The organism is Gilliamella sp. wkB171 (assembly GCF_001693755.1).
Lineage (GTDB): Bacteria > Pseudomonadota > Gammaproteobacteria > Enterobacterales > Orbaceae > Gilliamella > Gilliamella apicola_F.
The window spans coordinates 126,316-144,145 of sequence record NZ_LYST01000039.1 but is presented as its reverse complement, the minus strand read 5'-3'; the positions used below and the strand labels follow the sequence as shown (position 1 = coordinate 144,145).

12 protein-coding genes are annotated in these 17,830 nt (G+C 34.2%); 9 read left to right on the top strand and 3 right to left on the bottom strand.

Going from position 1 to position 17,830, the window contains the following annotated elements:
- Positions 1-177 precede the first annotated feature (177 nt).
- From licT to A9G03_RS05600, 7 genes are all read left to right on the top strand, one after another.
- Entirely contained in the window at positions 178-1,020 is an 843-nt protein-coding gene (licT, locus tag A9G03_RS05630; RefSeq protein WP_065633429.1) for a BglG family transcription antiterminator LicT, read from the top strand.
- Positions 1,021-1,208: 188 nt separating this feature from the next.
- Complete coding sequence (locus A9G03_RS05625; RefSeq protein WP_065798648.1) at positions 1,209-3,098, top strand: beta-glucoside-specific PTS transporter subunit IIABC; 1,890 nt, start codon at positions 1,209-1,211, stop codon at positions 3,096-3,098.
- Between the two features lie 3 nt (positions 3,099-3,101).
- Positions 3,102-4,493 (top strand): glycoside hydrolase family 1 protein, encoded by a 1,392-nt coding sequence (locus A9G03_RS05620; protein WP_065798647.1) that lies wholly within the window; start codon positions 3,102-3,104, stop codon positions 4,491-4,493.
- A gap of 108 nt (positions 4,494-4,601) precedes the next feature.
- Positions 4,602-5,402 (top strand): histidine phosphatase family protein, encoded by an 801-nt coding sequence (locus tag A9G03_RS05615; RefSeq protein ID WP_065798646.1) that lies wholly within the window; start codon positions 4,602-4,604, stop codon positions 5,400-5,402.
- A 131-nt stretch (positions 5,403-5,533) separates the two neighbouring features.
- Positions 5,534-6,868 carry an OprD family outer membrane porin gene (locus A9G03_RS05610; RefSeq protein WP_065798645.1) on the top strand — a complete coding sequence of 445 codons (1,335 nt, stop codon included), beginning with the start codon at positions 5,534-5,536 and terminating at the stop codon, positions 6,866-6,868.
- Positions 6,869-6,893: 25 nt separating this feature from the next.
- A complete protein-coding gene (locus tag A9G03_RS05605) occupies positions 6,894-7,649 on the top strand; it encodes a histidine phosphatase family protein (protein ID WP_081297458.1) in 756 nt (251 codons plus the stop codon).
- 145 nt (positions 7,650-7,794) lie between these two features.
- Complete coding sequence (locus tag A9G03_RS05600) at positions 7,795-8,334, top strand: methylated-DNA--[protein]-cysteine S-methyltransferase (protein WP_065798644.1); 540 nt, start codon at positions 7,795-7,797, stop codon at positions 8,332-8,334.
- A 690-nt stretch (positions 8,335-9,024) separates the two neighbouring features.
- On the opposite strand, the gene A9G03_RS05595 is transcribed toward A9G03_RS05600, so the two are convergent.
- Entirely contained in the window at positions 9,025-10,632 is a 1,608-nt protein-coding gene (locus A9G03_RS05595) for a hypothetical protein (RefSeq protein WP_065798643.1), read from the bottom strand.
- A 460-nt stretch (positions 10,633-11,092) separates the two neighbouring features.
- Between A9G03_RS05595 and A9G03_RS05590 the strand changes: the two genes are divergently transcribed.
- Together A9G03_RS05590 and A9G03_RS05585 are read left to right on the top strand one after the other, a co-directional pair.
- Positions 11,093-12,193: a hypothetical protein gene (locus A9G03_RS05590; RefSeq protein WP_065635162.1), complete on the top strand. Its 1,101-nt coding sequence runs from the start codon at positions 11,093-11,095 to the stop codon at positions 12,191-12,193.
- The gene (locus A9G03_RS05585) at positions 12,186-12,947 is read left to right on the top strand and encodes a DeoR/GlpR family DNA-binding transcription regulator (protein WP_065798642.1); all 762 of its coding nucleotides are present in this window, start codon (positions 12,186-12,188) and stop codon (positions 12,945-12,947) included. Before A9G03_RS05590 ends, A9G03_RS05585 begins: the two co-directional genes overlap by 8 nt.
- Before the next feature lie 37 nt (positions 12,948-12,984).
- Here A9G03_RS05585 and A9G03_RS05580 read toward each other — a convergent pair whose 3' ends face one another.
- Both A9G03_RS05580 and clpB read right to left on the bottom strand, forming a co-directional pair.
- Positions 12,985-13,788 (bottom strand): Cof-type HAD-IIB family hydrolase, encoded by an 804-nt coding sequence (locus A9G03_RS05580; RefSeq protein ID WP_065798641.1) that lies wholly within the window; start codon positions 13,786-13,788, stop codon positions 12,985-12,987.
- Between the two features lie 876 nt (positions 13,789-14,664).
- The gene (gene clpB / locus A9G03_RS05575) at positions 14,665-17,235 is read right to left on the bottom strand and encodes an ATP-dependent chaperone ClpB (protein ID WP_065635165.1); all 2,571 of its coding nucleotides are present in this window, start codon (positions 17,233-17,235) and stop codon (positions 14,665-14,667) included.
- Positions 17,236-17,830 lie beyond the last annotated feature (595 nt).

Sequence of the window (17,830 nt, the reverse complement as noted above, 5' to 3'; positions counted from 1 at the left end):
ATAATCTTAGCTTAAAGTGTAAACCCGATATTTGCAAAGTATCGGGTTTTTATTTTTCATCAAAAAGCAATAATATTTTATTGGAATTATGATAAATATCACATTTTTTGATATTTTAACTTTCTATTTTCGATTAGCTATTCATAATACTTTAACCGAAAAATTAAATCCTAAGCTATGAAAGTTCATAAAATACTTAATAATAATGTAGTCGTTACCCTTGATGAAAAAGGCAATGAATTAATTATAACAGGCAGAGGCGTTGGCTTTAAAAAACGTGAAGGTGATTTAATTGATTCTACCCTAATTGAAAAGCAGTTTTCATTAACCAATAAAGAAACTTTGCCCAAATTTGCTGAATTACTTTCTGAAATTCCAATTGAAGTACTCACCACTTCAGAAATTATTATTAATCATGCCAAACAATTTATGGAAGGTAAACTACAAGATAGTATTTATATTTCACTCACAGATCATATTCATTTTGCTATAGAGCGTCACAAGCAAGGATTCGACATCCCAAATAACTTTTTATGGGAAACTAAAAAACTTTATCCTAAAGAATTCCAGATGGGTTTATATGCTTTATCGGTAATAAAAGATCGCCTAAATATCGAATTACCAGAAGATGAAGCCGGCTTTATCACTTTTCATATTATTAATGCACAACTAAATGATACCATGCCGAATATTGTGACAATGACAAAAATCATGCGTGAAATTCTTAATATTGTAAAATATCATTTTAACTTCGAATATGATGAAGACAGCTTATCTTATCAGCGATTTATAACGCATTTAAAATTTTTTGCTCACCGAATTTTAAGCCAAAGCAAACAAGTACAACAAGATGCTTCATTGTATCAGATAATACGGCAAAAATATGAACATGCTTACCTTTGTACTAAACAAATAGACTTACATCTAATTCAACAATACCAACATCCACTTACTGATGATGAAAGTTTATATTTAACCATTCACATTGAACGATTACGTAATGAACTTAAAAAGCAATAATGTGAAACAGATCACATTTTTGTGATGACTTTTAAAAATATATATTCACTAGTTGCAATTTATGTTAGCCTAACTCCATAATTTTTGGATTGTTATTGCATAATATAGCAATGAATTATGCAAGCAAAACCTAACCGCCTTGAACAAAGGCGGTTAGGTTTTTTTTTTGCTTTTAATAAGGATAAGGTATGAAAAACAGAGGGCTTGCCGAAATAATTATTCAACATGTTGGCGGTAAAGAGAATATTACCAGTTTAGTGCATTGTGCAACTCGATTACGCTTTGTATTGAAAGATGATAATAAAGCTGATGCCGATATTTTAAAAAAACAAAAAGGTGTGATTACTGTAGTGCAAAGTGGTGGGCAATTTCAGGTCGTTATTGGTAACAATGTCGCTGATGTGTTCAACGATATTATGGAGTTAACCAAATTAAATGAAATTTCTCAACCAAACAGCTCATCGGGTAAAAAATCAGGCATTTTATCTAAATTAATTGATTTAGTTTCTGGTATATTTATCCCTGCATTAGCTATCATCGTTGCGGGCGGTATTTTAAAAGGCCTTATATCATTATTGCAAGTATTGAATCTGGTTCAGCCTGCGACACCAACCTATAATTTTTTATTTGCCATTGCTGATGCGCCTTTTTACTACTTACCACTAATTTTAGGTTTTTCTGCGGTGAAAAAATTTGGTGGTAACCCTTATGTTGGTATGGCAATTGGCGGGGCTTTAGTCCACCCCAATATAGTCAATATGATGGGGGGTGCTTTAGCGCTTAAAACGGAATTCTTCTCTATTCCGATAAATCTTATTCCCTATGCATCTTCAGTTTTTCCAATCATCTTAGCGAGTTGGTTCTATTGCTTATTAGAAAAGAGCTTTAATAAAATATTACATGACTCGTTTAAAAAGTTTATTTCTCCCCTGCTTGGGTTACTAATTACTGTGCCATTAACCTTTGCAGTTATTGGTCCTGTGGTCTCATTTTTAAGCGATATTGTAGCTGCTGGTATTATTTATGTATATCAACTCAACTCAATTATTGCCTCAATGATTTTAGCTGCAGTTTGGCAAGTGATGGTTATTTTTGGTATTCATTGGGGATTAGTCCCTTTCGCCATGAATAACTTATCTATCAGTGGCGAAGATTTTATGCTACCAATTTTATTCCCAGCGGTTTTTGCACAAGTTGGTGCTGTTTTAGCGGTAATGCTAAGAGCAAAAGATCCACAATTTAAAGCGTTGGCAAGCTCATCAGTTTTATCGGGCATTTTTGGGGTAACGGAACCGGCTATTTACGGTGTTAATTTACCATTAAAAAGACCATTTGTGATTGGATGTCTAGCCGCTACAGTTGGTGGCGGTATTGTGGGTTACTTCCATACGGTAATTTACTCATTTAGTTTTATTAGTATCTTTTCATTTTTACAATTAATTCCTGCTGAAGGTATCGATGAAAGATTTTATGCGGTCGTTGTGGGTTGTTTAATCTCATTTACACTTGCCTTGATTGCTACTTATCTTTTTGGAATTACGAAAGATAAACGCGACCTAATCGGACAAAACGAGCAACAAACTGAAAAACAACATGATAAAGTTAATGCCAGCAACGTTACCTTGTTTAGCCCAATGACAGGTGAGTTAATTACTTTAAATAAAGTTAATGACCCTACTTTTGCCAATGAACTAATGGGCAAAGGCGTAGCGATAATTCCAACAATTGGTCAAGCTGTTGCACCCGATGATGGTGAAGTCGTATCACTATTTAGAACTAAACACGCAATTGGATTACAAACTGATTCTGGTGCTGAAATTTTAATTCATATTGGTATTGATACTGTTAAATTAGATGGTCAATACTTTGAAGCTCACGTACAAGCTGGCAGCAAAGTCAAAAAAGGTGATCTACTTGTTAGCTTTGATATAGATGCTATTAAACAAGCTGGATTTGAAGTCACGACACCAATTATCATTACAAATACAGATGATTATCAAGATATTCAATGTATTTTTAAACAAGATAATATTCAAATTGGTGATGCATTATTGGCATTATCGACAAATAAGGAGTAAAACATGTCAACAAAATTTCCTGAAGATTTTTTATGGGGCGGTGCGATTGCCGCCAATCAAGTAGAAGGGGCATTTCGTGAAGATGGCAAAGGGCTATCGACCTCGGACTGTACACCTAATGGACTATTTGGTGATATTGTTGATCGTAATGAACATAACATTACTAGTATTAAAGATCGAGCAATCGATTTTTATCACCGCTATCCGGAAGATGTTGCACTATTTGCACAAATGGGCTTTACCTGTTTACGCACATCTATTGCATGGACTAGGATCTTTCCAAATGGCGATGAAACTCAGCCTAATGAGGCAGGGCTAGCTTTTTACGATAAGCTATTTGATGAAATGATAAAACACAATATTAAACCATTAGTCACTTTATCTCATTACGAAATGCCTTACCACTTAGTTACACAATATGGTGGCTGGGCAAACCGTAAAGTGATCGACTTTTTTACCCTTTATGCTAAAACAGTTTTTGAACGCTATAAAAATAAAGTAAAACTTTGGTTAACCTTTAATGAAATCAATATGTCATTACACGAACCGTTTACCGGTGTTGGGCTTGCTCGCAATAGCAGCAAAGCACAAATTTACCAAGCGATTCACCATCAACTTGTCGCGAGTAGCCGAGCAGTAAAACTATGCCATAACATCATTCCTGATGCAAAAATCGGTAATATGTTATTGGGTGCTGTTGCCTACCCACTTACACCAAAACCAGAAGATGTATGGGCTACTCATCAAGAAAATCATGGTTGGTTATTTTTTGGTGATGTACAAGTGCGTGGATACTATCCAACATATATGCAACGATTTTTTAAAGAGAACAATATTAAACTGACAATAACAGAGCAAGATCATGAAGATCTTAAAGAAACGATCGATTTTGTTTCATTTAGTTATTACATGAGTTGCTGCGCGACAGCTGATGACTCACAAAAAACGAAAGGTAACATTCTAGATATGGTGCCAAATCCTTATCTTAAAGCCTCTGAATGGGGATGGCAAATCGATCCTATTGGTATTCGTTATTTACTTAATATGCTTTATGAACGTTATCAAAAACCGCTATTTATTGTCGAAAATGGCTTAGGCGCTAAAGATAAACTTGAGGATAACGGCACTGTCAACGACGACTATCGAATTAATTATATGAATGATCACCTTGTGCAAATTCGAGAAGCAATCAATGATGGTGTGCAAGTCATGGGTTACACAAGTTGGGGACCAATTGATCTTATCAGTGCCTCAAAAGCAGAAGTGACCAAACGTTATGGTTTTATTTATGTCGATCTTAATCAAGATGGTTCCGGTAGCTTAACGCGTTACAAAAAGAAAAGTTTTTATTGGTATCAATCTATCATCGCCTCAAATGGTGAAACATTAAAATAAACTATAAAACGATTAGTCTAACATTGACTAATCGCGAGTTAAAAAGTAGTTAATTATTGTGTTAAGGCAGAATCGTTAGCTACTTTACTAGAAAGTTAGAACTAGAATATGAAAAAAATAATCATAAAAGCACTTGTTACCGTAAATTTGATTGCATCTAGCCTATTAATCACGAGTTGTGCTCAATTATCATCTAATACATCACAAGACGCTATCACAATCTATTTTGCTCGTCATGGAAAAACACTTTTCAATAGTTATGATTTGGTTCAAGGATGGGCTGACTCACCTTTAACTGAACAAGGTATTGAAGTTGCTCGCTATTTAGGTGAAGGCCTTAAAGATATTAAATTTGATGCTTACTATACCAGTGATGCAGGTCGTCAGCGCGAAACGATGCAAGTATTGCTAGCACAAAAAGGGGTAAAAGATTATAAAATACAAGAACTAAAAGGTTTACGTGAAGTATTTTATGGTGGTTTTGAAGGTGGGTCGAATGCCAAAATGGTTAACGCCAGTATGGATTCTTTGGGGTATAAATCAGTCGAAAGTTTTTATAAAAGCTATAAAGAAGGTGAGATTTCTGTCGCTGCATTGACTAATGCTATTGCCAAATCAGATCCTAAACATCAAGCCGAAGATTATCAACAAGTTAAACAGCGTACACAAGCAGCGCTAAAGACTATCGTTAATAATGCAATCAAACATCACCAAAAAAATGTGTTAGCGATTTCATCTGGAATGTCGATGCAAGTAATGATTTCTGATCTTACTGACAACAGCAATAAAAATAAACCATTATCGAATGCAACAGTCGTTAAAATTGTTTACAAAAACGGCCAATACAACGTGGTTGAAATAGGCAACATGGATTATGTTAAAAAAGGTAAATCTACCTTAAAAAATTAGACCGACAAAAAATTGAGCAGATTGGATTGTTACTGCCATGGCAGGCAAAACCTAAATGTTTAGTAAAAAATAAAAACTTATAAATATTAATTATTTTAAATTTTGAATATAAACACTTTAGGAATTTAGGAATGAAATTAAAATACCTCACTGTTATACTTTTTAGCTTGACGAGTAGTCTTGTAGTAGCTAATGAATCGACATCAAAATATGAACCTAAATCAATAGCTGATAATGAATTTTTTAAAGATACCAAAATCGTGCTATCAACTAAAAACTATTGGAAGTATTTAAAAGAAGAAGCCGAAAATCCAAAAACAGTTCACAATGCATGGGGGCATGGCGTTGCAGTAAGTTATCAATCCGGTTATTTGGCTGATTTTATTAGTTTAAATGCTGATTTTTATCGAGCATTTCGTTTAGCTGCCAGTGATCACTTTGCAAGTCGAGGCGTACTTTACAATAAAGGCAATAAAGCCAAAAGTAGCAATGCCGGTGGCTACACTAAAATAGGCCAACGTTATGTCAAATTAAAAGCGAAAGTAGCTGATGTTAATCTTAATGGTAATATCGGCTGGCATACAATGAAAAACTTTGGGGTTATTTCTAATACTACTCGCCTATCGCCAACAACTTATCAAGGCTATAGCGCAACATTAAATTACGGTGAAGTGGCATTAAAAGGGGCTTATATAACGCATTCAATTTCTCGCGACTCTCCCGATAAAAAACAGTTTAAAAGTCGTGATGGCAAACACACCATTGATTATATTGCCACAGGCGATATTTCACTAAAAAATAAATTTTACAGCGTTGAATATGCCATTGGTGAAAGCAAAGACTATTTACGCCGTCAAATCTTTTTAGGTAGCATTAAACCAATCGATAAGTTAACAATTGGCACCCAACTATATTTTACCAAATCGCTAGATAATTATAAAAAAATGGCACTGAGCAAACGTTATTTTGATAAACATGCCAATCACTATGCCGCTGATGTCAAATGGCAAGATGATAAGTGGGGAGCTAAAATTGGCATTGCCTATACTGATGCTAAAAAAGGTCAAGGACAGTTAGGCTATTATCATCGCCATATGTCTAGCCACTCACGCGGTACATTTATGTCTATGACGCAAGCAGGCGAAGATTATTTACGACATGGCGAACGAGCATTATCAACAATCATTGATTATAAGCTATATCCCGATTTAACGCTTGGTTTAACTGCAAATTATGGGGAGTTTAAATTCAGGCACACAACCGTACGTTCAAGCGAATTTAATCTGTTTACCAAATGGATCCCTACCAATAATAGTTTAAAAGGGTTAACCCTTTGGGCAATGGTTGGGCCCGGATGGTCTTATAAACATAAAAATCGCACACCCATTTTACGAAATGGTAAATCTCAAACTGCACAGTTCTTAGGTGCTGAATTTATTGCAGAATACCGTTTTAACTTATTATGAATCAGAACAAGATGAGGTACTTTTTATGAAAAAATTAATAAAATCTTCAAGTTTGTTATTGGTATTTATCTTTACTATAACAAATGCTTTTGCTCAAGATGTCTATCTTTATGTTACTCGACATGGTAAAACCATGTTCAATAATGTACATCGTGTTCAGGGGTGGTCTGATACCCCATTAACCAAACCCGGTATTGAAGTTGCTCAGCAACTTGGTCGAGGGTTAAAAGATGTTGATTTTATTTCGGTCTATTCTAGTGATTCAGGACGAGCAAGGCAAACCGCACGTATCATTCTCGAAACAAAAGGTGTGCCAGTACAAATAAATGAAATGGAAAAATTACGAGAAAATTGCTTTGGCGAATTTGAAGGTGATCTTGACCCTAATATGTGGAATCCGGCAGCAAAACATTTAGGTTACGCATCTGATAAAGATCTTATGGACGATTTAGCAAAAGGTAAAGTAACACTTAAAAAAATGATCGACGCGATTGCTGCAGTTGAAAAATCAGGTGAAGCCGAAGACTATAATAAAGTAAAAACTCGCATGCAAGAATCATTAAAAATGATTGCAGAATCAGCCAAAGCACAAGGGGGCGGTAACGTTTTAGTCGTATCGCATGGTTTGGCAATTATGGCAATGGTTGAAGAGATGCTAGATAAACCGATAACTGCAGGTTTAGGTAATGCAAGTGTAACTAAAATTCGTTATACCGATGATGGCAAATTTATTGTTGAAAGTTTAGGTGATATGAGTTATGTCGAAAAAGGCAAACAATAATATCTAACAGTTAAAAGGTGCCCCCTCAACATTGGGGTATCTTTAACTCAACATACTTTTTGCAATTCAAAAACTGATAGAATTTGTGACAATAAACCCGCATAATTAATCAATCATTTTACGTGACAACATTAAAAAGGTCAGCATGTTTTATCTATCTCAATACCAATCACCTATGGGCTTAATCACTCTAGCAAGTCAACAAAATAAATTAGTTGGCGTTTGGATTGAAGGACAAAAATATTTCGGTACCATTCTAAAAGCTGAAAAACAATATCATGCTAACCTACCCATCTTTAATCAGACAAAAAAATGGCTCGATGATTATTTTGAAGGAAGAAAACCTAACATTAAGCAACTTGAACTCGCTCCACACGGTACCCCTTTTCAACACTTAGTCTGGCAAATTTTGTGTCAGATCCCTTACGGACAAGTAATCACCTATGGCAATATAGCCAAACAAATTGCACTACAAACAAATAAGGCTAGCATGTCAAGCCAAGCCGTTGGCGGTGCGGTTGGTCATAATCCTATATCCATTATTATTCCCTGTCATCGAGTTGTTGGTGCCAATGGTAATTTAACCGGTTATGCTGGTGGAATAGATAAAAAAATTAAACTACTTGAAATAGAAGGATTAGATATGACACAATTTTTTAATCCTAATAAAGGTACAGCCCTTTAAAAGTTAAAATAATAATCAACTAAAAATAAATCAGATGACTAAACTACCCCGTTTTTAATGGTTGAAAAAATAACCTTATCTATCAAATTAACATTAATTTATCGCGATGATTGCTTGAAGATTATGGTGCTTTTTAATCGCTTTCCTGTTAAACATTTGCCTTGATTTATTGTGGTAAAGTCTGAACTAAAAATCCCACTTACAAATTAAAAACAGCATTAATATTCTATTATTTATCAATACGCTACTTTCATCATACATAACTTAAAGAATAAAATGACTATATAACCTATAGTGTAAATTTACCTAGTAGTTAGATAGTTATAGTGAAATAGCGCAGTTTTGTATGAAAATGGTAAAAAGTTAGCGATTAATTCCAATATAAATTTAAGTGAATTAAGTTAAAAAATTTATCTGTTTAGCACAGTTATCTATAATTATTATCTACGCTCAACTGAAATATCTTTTAACTGTTGCTAAGTTATCAATAAAGCACCGTTATCTGTTTATTTTTTATGCATTCATTTTAAAAAATTTTGCTTGTCGCTTAGCGACAAGACAAAATTTTGTTTTCTCTCTAATAATATAATCATCACAATGCTTTTTTTCTTACCATTGTAAGTTGCATAGCCCATTAGTAGATGGCACTAACCATCATAATGAGATCAAATATACCATTGTAAAAATTATTTAGCCTTTACAGGCAACTAAATGTTGATAAGTAACAGAATAAGTATTTACATTACCTGCTCTTGCATCAGCAACAAACATATAACTACCAGTAAGATGAACACTAGATGTCCAATAGAATGCTTTTCCATCCAAAGCTTGTACAAAGTTACCCCATTGCGAATCCGGATAAGCAGCAAAATTTGTAAATCCCCATTCTGGGAACACGCCTTGTCCTATCGCCCGTGTAAAGGTGTTCATACTAGTATCCCAATCAACATTAGGCGCTATATTATTTTGTGGTGAATTAGTAAACAGTGAAATAGCCGGTATATTTTGGATACCACCACATCGATTTTTTGCACTCTCAAAATCCATATAATTACTACCTTGTGGAATTATCCAAATACTTGTTGGATTAAAGGTATAAGTAAAAACTTTGGAGTTATCTCTTTTGGTGACAATACTTACTGTTACATTACCAGTCGGTTTATCTTTGATTTTAACAAATCCTTGCGGATCAACCGAAACCTGCCCACCAGGGTTAGCTGATATACTATAACTATAATCAGTTTGTGCACCTGACATAACTAACTGAAACTTAGCACCAGGAAAACCAGTTGTTGGAAACGTCGCTTTCGATACAGTAGGATTGACCTTAAATCCCATATCTGGAACATAATCTGCCGTAAAACCACCACCGTGAATCGGATGACGACTGGTACGATTAACATCATTCCAAGCTTCACCACTGCCATCAGCATTATAACTAATCCATTGATTAGATTTGTTAACAATTGTTGCATTAGGTTTAGCATAACAAAGTTGAGGTTTAGAAGAAATTTGATAACGTTTTACTATTGGCACATAATCACTTTCCCGAGGGATACCATATTTAGAATAGGTCTTTACCTGTGTTGTTATTTCAAGCGTTAGTGGCATCGGATAATTACTTCCACACCCCATCGTTTTACTAGTATCTGTAATTAATTTTCCATTACCGTCATACCACTGTTTACTGGTAAATGAGAGTAAAAATGGCTTTGATGTATCTATCCCATCACCATCTTTATCCGCATAATTTAATGTGTTATCCAATGAATTATAGTAAAAATTCTTAACGACAAAATTAGCAGGGCTTAAATCACCACTAAATTCCTTAACTACATCACCCTTGATATTGTTGCTTGCTTCACTGTAAAAAATACCATTAACCGTAAATCCTTGTTTATTCGCTGCCAAATCGATATTTATCACTTCTGGCGCACTGCCTTCTATCGCTTTCGCTGTTGTTGTACTTAATGCTTGCACTGGATGAATCGTCAATAAAACAAAAAATATGAATAATGAGCTTTGAGTTAATTTCGATTGAATTAATTTAAAATAATCTATTAAATATGAATTAGTTAACGAAATTTTGCTCGAAAAGTGTTTGAAGGGATATAAAAATTTTAAAGATGAAATAAAAGAGTTAAAAGACGATAAGTGCGAGGATAATTCGCTGGCCCGATGACTTTTTGTAACTAGACTATTTAATAATGCCCGATGCCCGATGCCCGATGCCCGATGCCCGATGCCCGATGCCCGATGCCCGATGCCCGATGCCCGATTAAGACCACATTTTAACATATTTTTACCAATCCTTGTAGTGAATATCTAAATTTTTCTTTAAAATTCATATGATTGAGTTTAATTTAATCATCAATTAATTTTGCTCTAAACCTTTAGTATCAATTTATACTAAAGTAATTTTAGCGTATTATATTAAGATAGTTAATTGAGTTTGTAATGAGCTTTTCAGTAAAGAATTGTTAAGTTCTCATTCAAATGGAGTGACATTTGTCTTTACTCTAGACGTTTAATTTTAATACTATCCTTGATAGATTCAGAGATAACATAATACAAAAATTAAAAAAATGATTTTAAGTTGAAATACAGATATATTAATTTAGTTTATATCCTTTTGCATAAAAGCAGAATTACATTACAATTATTAAAATAGTTTGTAATATGTTGATAAAAACTTATTCCTTAATAACCCTATTATAACGAATGTTACATAGTCAACATTATTTAAGAGATAAAAAGCATGAGAAAAATAATATTACTTTTATTATTGATAGTATCTTCACCGGCATTTAGCACTATCTATGTTTATAAAGGTAATATTGCAGATAAACAAATGACTTTATATCTAGAACCGATAAGTCAAGCTTTTTGGGTTTATGATGATGATCCAAAACAGATACAGCATAAATTAAACTATGGATGTGAATTGAATAATTCCTGTTCACAGTTAACTAATCAAACCAATTTAGAACTTTATGATGCACACGATCTCTATATCGATCCTGACAATCAACAAATAAAAGCCAAAAACCAAAGTCACTATTTTATCTTTAATGATATTCATCTAACACAAAATCAAGAAACAACATTGTTAAATCGAACATTAAAGGGTTATTGGTTTAATGGCAGCAATAATCAACAATATCCGGTAAAACTTTCTCAACAATTAGTGATTGATAAAGATAGTAATACGCAATTTACTAATGTTGAATTATTACAATTAGCGTCAACTGATCATCACTATTTTACTGCGGTCTTTTCTAAACAAAAAATGGATAAAATTACACTAGTTGGCATTAACGTTTATGCGAAAAATAACCATCGGTTATTACAAAAAATCGAAAATTTAAACTATAGTGATAATGGTTTTATGAGCATCGACTTACAAGATATCAATTTTGATGGAATACTTGATTTAGCTATCAAAAAATACCGTTCAAGGCAAGGTGATAACTTGGATTATTATATTAATGATAAGGGAACATTTACACCAACCCATCTATGGGGTAGTAATATAGAGTTCAATCCCAAAGATAAATCTGCCATAGGTAGCAAAAATTGTTATGACGTGGATGATAAACAACAAAGGCTCCAGACTAAAATAGAAAGTTTTTATCAATACAAAAACTATCAATATATTTTTGAAAAAAATCGTTGTCAAATCATTAATATCGACAACAAAATCCAACGAAAATGTTTAGATGCCGAATATAATGCCTGTTTACTAAACCGCAATAATATCAATCGTGAAAATCCAAATGTAATTGGTGAAGATAATATACTGCACAAGAATATGGCGTGGGAAAAAGGTAAATTCATTGATGGAGTGATAGATGATTGATTATGATGCTTTTCCTGAACAACGACAATCTTATATTCAGCAGTTATTACAAGACAAAGGTCGAGTAGTCAATGCCGATTTAATTAAATTACTTGGTGTATCAGAACATACGATTCGCCGCGATTTACAAAAACTTGCGCGCAGTGGTATCTGCAAACGTGTTTATGGGGGTGCGGTCAGTCAATTAAAACAATCTGCAAGCTTTGAAACCAGAATGACCCAAAGCGTTAGTGAAAAATCATCGGTTGCTAAACGATGCGCTCAACTGATCAAAGCCAATTCTTGTATTTTTATTGACGCAGGTTCAACCTATTTGACAATGGCAAGTTATATTCCTGCAAATATTGAGTTGACTATTGTGACAAATTCCCCTCAAATCGCTTCACTACTTAGTAGTCGAACTCAGGGTGAGCTTATTTTACTTGGTGGAAAAGTGAATCCTCAAACCGGCAGCACCATGGGTGCAGATACGGTAAATCAGATCCGTAATATGGTCTTTGATCAAACATTTATTGGCGTATGTGGACTTGATCCACAAGCTGGATTAAGTGCTGTTTATTATGAAGATGCTTGTTTTAAAAAAGAGGTAATTGCCCAAAGTAATGAAGTTGTCGCAGCTGTAATAGCCGATAAAATGTTACAAATAGCTCGTTATAAAGTGGCAACATGTGAAGATCTTGATATCATTGTCGTCAGTCGAGAAACTAAAATTGAAGGTTTTGAGCATGTTGATTTACAGATAGAGGTCGCCTAATAGATTCGCTCGAAGGTCGACCGAATCTATTTTTTAGCTATTTTGCTTGTAGATTTAATATCAATTGAATTGTTTTCAAAACGGCACTATCAGTATTATAGCCAGTTATAAAATTTGCTTTTGCTTTCGTTTCTTCAAATGCATTACGCATGGCAAAACTATATTCAGCTTGTTCTAACAATTCAATATCGTTATAACCATCACCGAATGCCATAGTTTCGTTGACAGTTACGTTAAGCATGTGTTGTAATTTCTTGATAGTATTACCTTTATGCACATCATAATCGGTGATATCAATCCAATTTGCTTCTGATACAACAATATACACGTTATCCTCATAAGGGGTTAAATGCATACGCGTTTGAGGGCATTGACCTGTTTCATCATAGACCGTGATTTTAATAAAATCATCAGAAATTGAACTCAGTTCATCAACTTCAATAATGGAAGCATAAGAACCACGAACTTTTTGTTTTAATCTTGCTGGTAAATCCGATCGAATCACTGCCCCTTTTGCTGTACAGGCAATGATTACATGATCGGTGCTGGCTTGTTCCAATGTGTTGATAATACGTTGTCCTAAATCATTGGCTAAAAAGGAACGATAGACAAATTCTCCATTAAATTTAATTGCTGTAGCACTGTCGCCAACGATCCAAATATGTTGACTATAATCGCCAAATAGTTCCTCGACCCGCTCACACTGTTTACCGGTACACGCAACAAAATGGACATTCTCTTTTGTCATTTGCTTATACACTTTAGCAAATAGTTGACGATCATAATCACCTTGTTCGTTTAAAAAAGTCCCGTCTAAATCACTGATAATTAATTTAATCATATATTTTTCCTTTCATGCTAATAATGAATATTTTATCAATCTGATTTAGTATGATGCTTTATGATGCATTTAGCAAGATTAAATAATGCTTTTACTTTGAGCTTTATCAAAACACACTTGAAAAAGCCTTTTAGAAAATGATTAATAAATTATAAATTAATTAATAAGATGATAAGCATTAACAAGCAACTAAAGATGTAATAAACGTTAGCGAAAAACCAATTATCACCCGCCATATAAAAAGCATCAATATCGAGCATGACAAGCAATAAGATATTCAATTATAGAAAAGAGCCTGAATCGATACTTCAATATTCCGCTAATCAAACCGTGCTTATCAATGCTTGTTTACGGCTCATTAATCAAACCCAAAAACGGATAATAGGCAAAAAATAGTGCGTTAATTGAAAAATAGAACAACTGCATATCAATGTCGCCCTTTTAACAGTCAAAACATCGATTGGAACGATAATCTATTACGTCTAAATAAAATGCTCTTGATCTTTTGAAAATTAAAATAGCAAAAAAATTTTATATTACTACTTAGAATAAAACCTTTTTCATATTCGTTTCATAAGACATTAATTAAACCTGCTACACCGTTATTTGATACAGTTTCAAATTTAAAGAAAGGACAAAAGTTAAGTTCTCAGGTAATTTTTTTAAAGATAGTGATATTTGTATTTATGAATCAAGCATGCGTTTAGAAGGTAAATTAAAAGAGCCTGAATATATCTTTAAATTTTCTCAAATCAGCCCTCTTTACTTAAAGAATTTTCAACAATAACGATTAATTTATAAATAAAAAAGCCTGAAAATAATTTCAGGCTTTTTATATGCTCACATTGTATTATTTTCAACAATATTCAAAATTGATTATTGTTTAGCTTCAATGTTATCCCCAACTAATTCCAAATGAATGGTTTTACCTGGCACAAGTTTACCGGATAGGATCTGTTGTGCTAATGGGTTTTCAATCTCCTGTTGAATTGCACGTTTTAATGGTCTTGCACCATAAATTGGGTCAAAACCAACTTTAGCAAGTTGCTCTAACGCTGCATCAGAGATATCCAATTGATAACCACGTTCATCCAAACGTTTTTCCACATGAGCCAATTGAATTCTAGCTATCGCTTTGATATTTTCTTGACCAAGTGGATGGAATACCACTGTTTCATCAATACGATTGATAAATTCTGGTCTAAAGTGTTTCGTTACAACGGTCATTACTAATGCTTTCATTTCGTCATAACTTAATTCAACATGACCTTGTATTAAATCTGAACCTAAGTTAGATGTCATAATAATCACTGTGTTTCGGAAATCAACAGTGCGCCCTTGTCCATCGGTTAATCGTCCATCATCTAATACTTGTAATAAAATATTAAAGACATCCGGATGCGCTTTTTCGACTTCATCTAATAAAATGACAGAATAAGGACGACGTCTTACCGCTTCGGTCAAATAACCGCCCTCTTCATATCCTACGTATCCCGGAGGTGCACCAATTAAACGTGCCACTGAGTGTTTTTCCATAAACTCAGACATATCGATTCTGACCATGGCATCTTCACTATCAAACATAAAGTTAGCTAATGATTTACAAAGCTCAGTTTTACCTACCCCAGTTGGTCCTAAGAATAAAAAAGATCCAATTGGTTTATTCGGGTCAGAAAGTCCTGCTCGGCTACGACGAATTGCATTTGCAACCGCGACAACAGCTTCGTCTTGACCAATCACGCGTTTATGTAATGCATCTTCCATATGCAGTAATTTATCTTTCTCACTTTCAAGCATTCTTGAAACAGGAATACCCGTTGATTTAGAAAGCACTTCAGCAATTTCATTATCGGTAACTTTATTACGCAATAACTTCATGGTTTTGCCTTCAAGCTGTGTTGCCGATGCTAATTTCTTTTCCAGCTCAGGGATCTTGCCGTATTGTAATTCAGACATTTTATTAAGATCACCAGCTCGGCGCGCTTGTTCTATCTCAGTACGTGCTTTTTCCAACTCAGCTTTGATTGTCTGAGTACCCGAAACAGCAGCCTTCTCTGACTTCCACTCTTCTTCAAGTGACGCATACTCTTTTTCTTTCTCAGCAAGTTCATCGTTTAGCATCTCAAGTCGTTTTTTACTTGCATCATCAGACTCTTTCTTAAGCGCTTGTTGCTCAAGTTTAAGCTGAATAATACGGCGTTCAAGTCGATCTAATGATTCAGGTTTTGAATCCATTTGCATACGAATACTTGATGCAGCTTCATCAATTAAATCGATCGCTTTATCTGGAAGCATACGATCGGAAATATAACGATGCGATAACGTAGCTGCTGCCACAATTGCTGGATCTGTAATTTGTACATGGTGATGCAATTCATAACGTTCTTTCAAACCACGCAATATAGCAATAGTATCTTCAACAGTTGGTTCAGCCACATAGACTTTTTGGAATCGACGCTCTAAAGCGGGATCTTTTTCAATATATTGACGATACTCATCTAAAGTAGTCGCACCAACGCAATGTAATTCACCGCGGGCTAATGCTGGTTTTAACATATTACCTGCATCCATTGCCCCATCGCTTTTACCTGCACCGACCATGGTATGAATTTCATCAATAAATAAAATGATGCGCCCTTCTTCTTTGGCTAAATCTTTTAAAACGGCTTTTAAACGTTCTTCAAATTCACCACGGTATTTGGCACCCGCAATTAACGCGCCCATATCTAAAGACAACACACGTTTATTACGTAAACCTTCAGGTACTTCACGGTTTACAATGCGCTGTGCAAGTCCTTCGACAATTGCGGTTTTACCCACGCCAGGTTCACCGATTAACACCGGATTATTTTTAGTACGACGTTGTAATACTTGAATTGTACGACGGATTTCTTCATCGCGTCCAATTACAGGATCGAGCTTACCTTGTTCAGCACGCTCGGTTAAATCGATAGTATATTTTTTCAACGCACCACGTTGATCTTCTGCACTGGCATCGTTCACGTTATCACTTCCTCTTATTTGACTGACGGCCTGATTTAATCTGTCTTTTGTAACACCGGATTTTTTAAGAATATCACCTAAACTGCCTTTTTCTTCTAAAGCAGCTAATATAAACAGTTCTGACGAAATATAACTATCGCCATTTTTTTGCGCTAATTTGTCACAAAGATTTAATACACGAACAAACTCTTGTGAAGGCAGCACTTCACCACCCACACCTTGTACTTGTGGCAATCGATCAATTGCTTGGGTTAATTCTTGTTGCAAAGCAGCAACATTCGCTCCCGCTGCAGCCAATAATGGTTTGACACTGCTACCTTCCTGATTAAGCATTGCTGATAACACATGTACCGGCTCTATATATTGATTATCTTTACCTAATGCTAATGATTGTGCATCAGCTAAAGCTTGTTGAAACTTGTTAGTGAGTTTATCTAACCTCATATTATTCTCTCCTGAGCAATAAATTTGGTATAAATGCATAAAACATTTAAACCATTTGCATGATCACTAAATAAGTGTGGAAGAGTAAATTTCAAGAGCTAAAAAAAAATTTTTTTATATGATTAAAATCAAAGTAAAAGTTAAAAATCATGAAATTACTTTCAAATAAAAATAACCTTATTCACGCCTGTTACAGACCAAGAAAAAACTAAGAAAAATTGAGTGATAAACGTTAATATTATTCGTTTAGCTGGGTAGACTAGCTTTTAGAATTTGTTGATTAGTTGTACTCTTACAACCTCATCAATTTGAATGAATAATTAATACCAGAAAACAATTAAAATTGTATAGAAAAGAATCATCATTAAGGAAAGCGGGGTTAAAATCAATGCGACTTGATACATTTTTACCAATTAACTAAATCGACAAAACACAACAATCGTTCTATACATCAATTATTGATACGACAACGTAAAGTTATTCTCAATTCTGAATACAATTTTAAGGACTGATGTATAAACGCATTAATTTTAATTAAAATATAATTTAGCGCTATTTTTTATAAAATCTGAAGTGGTATAACAATTAATTTTTA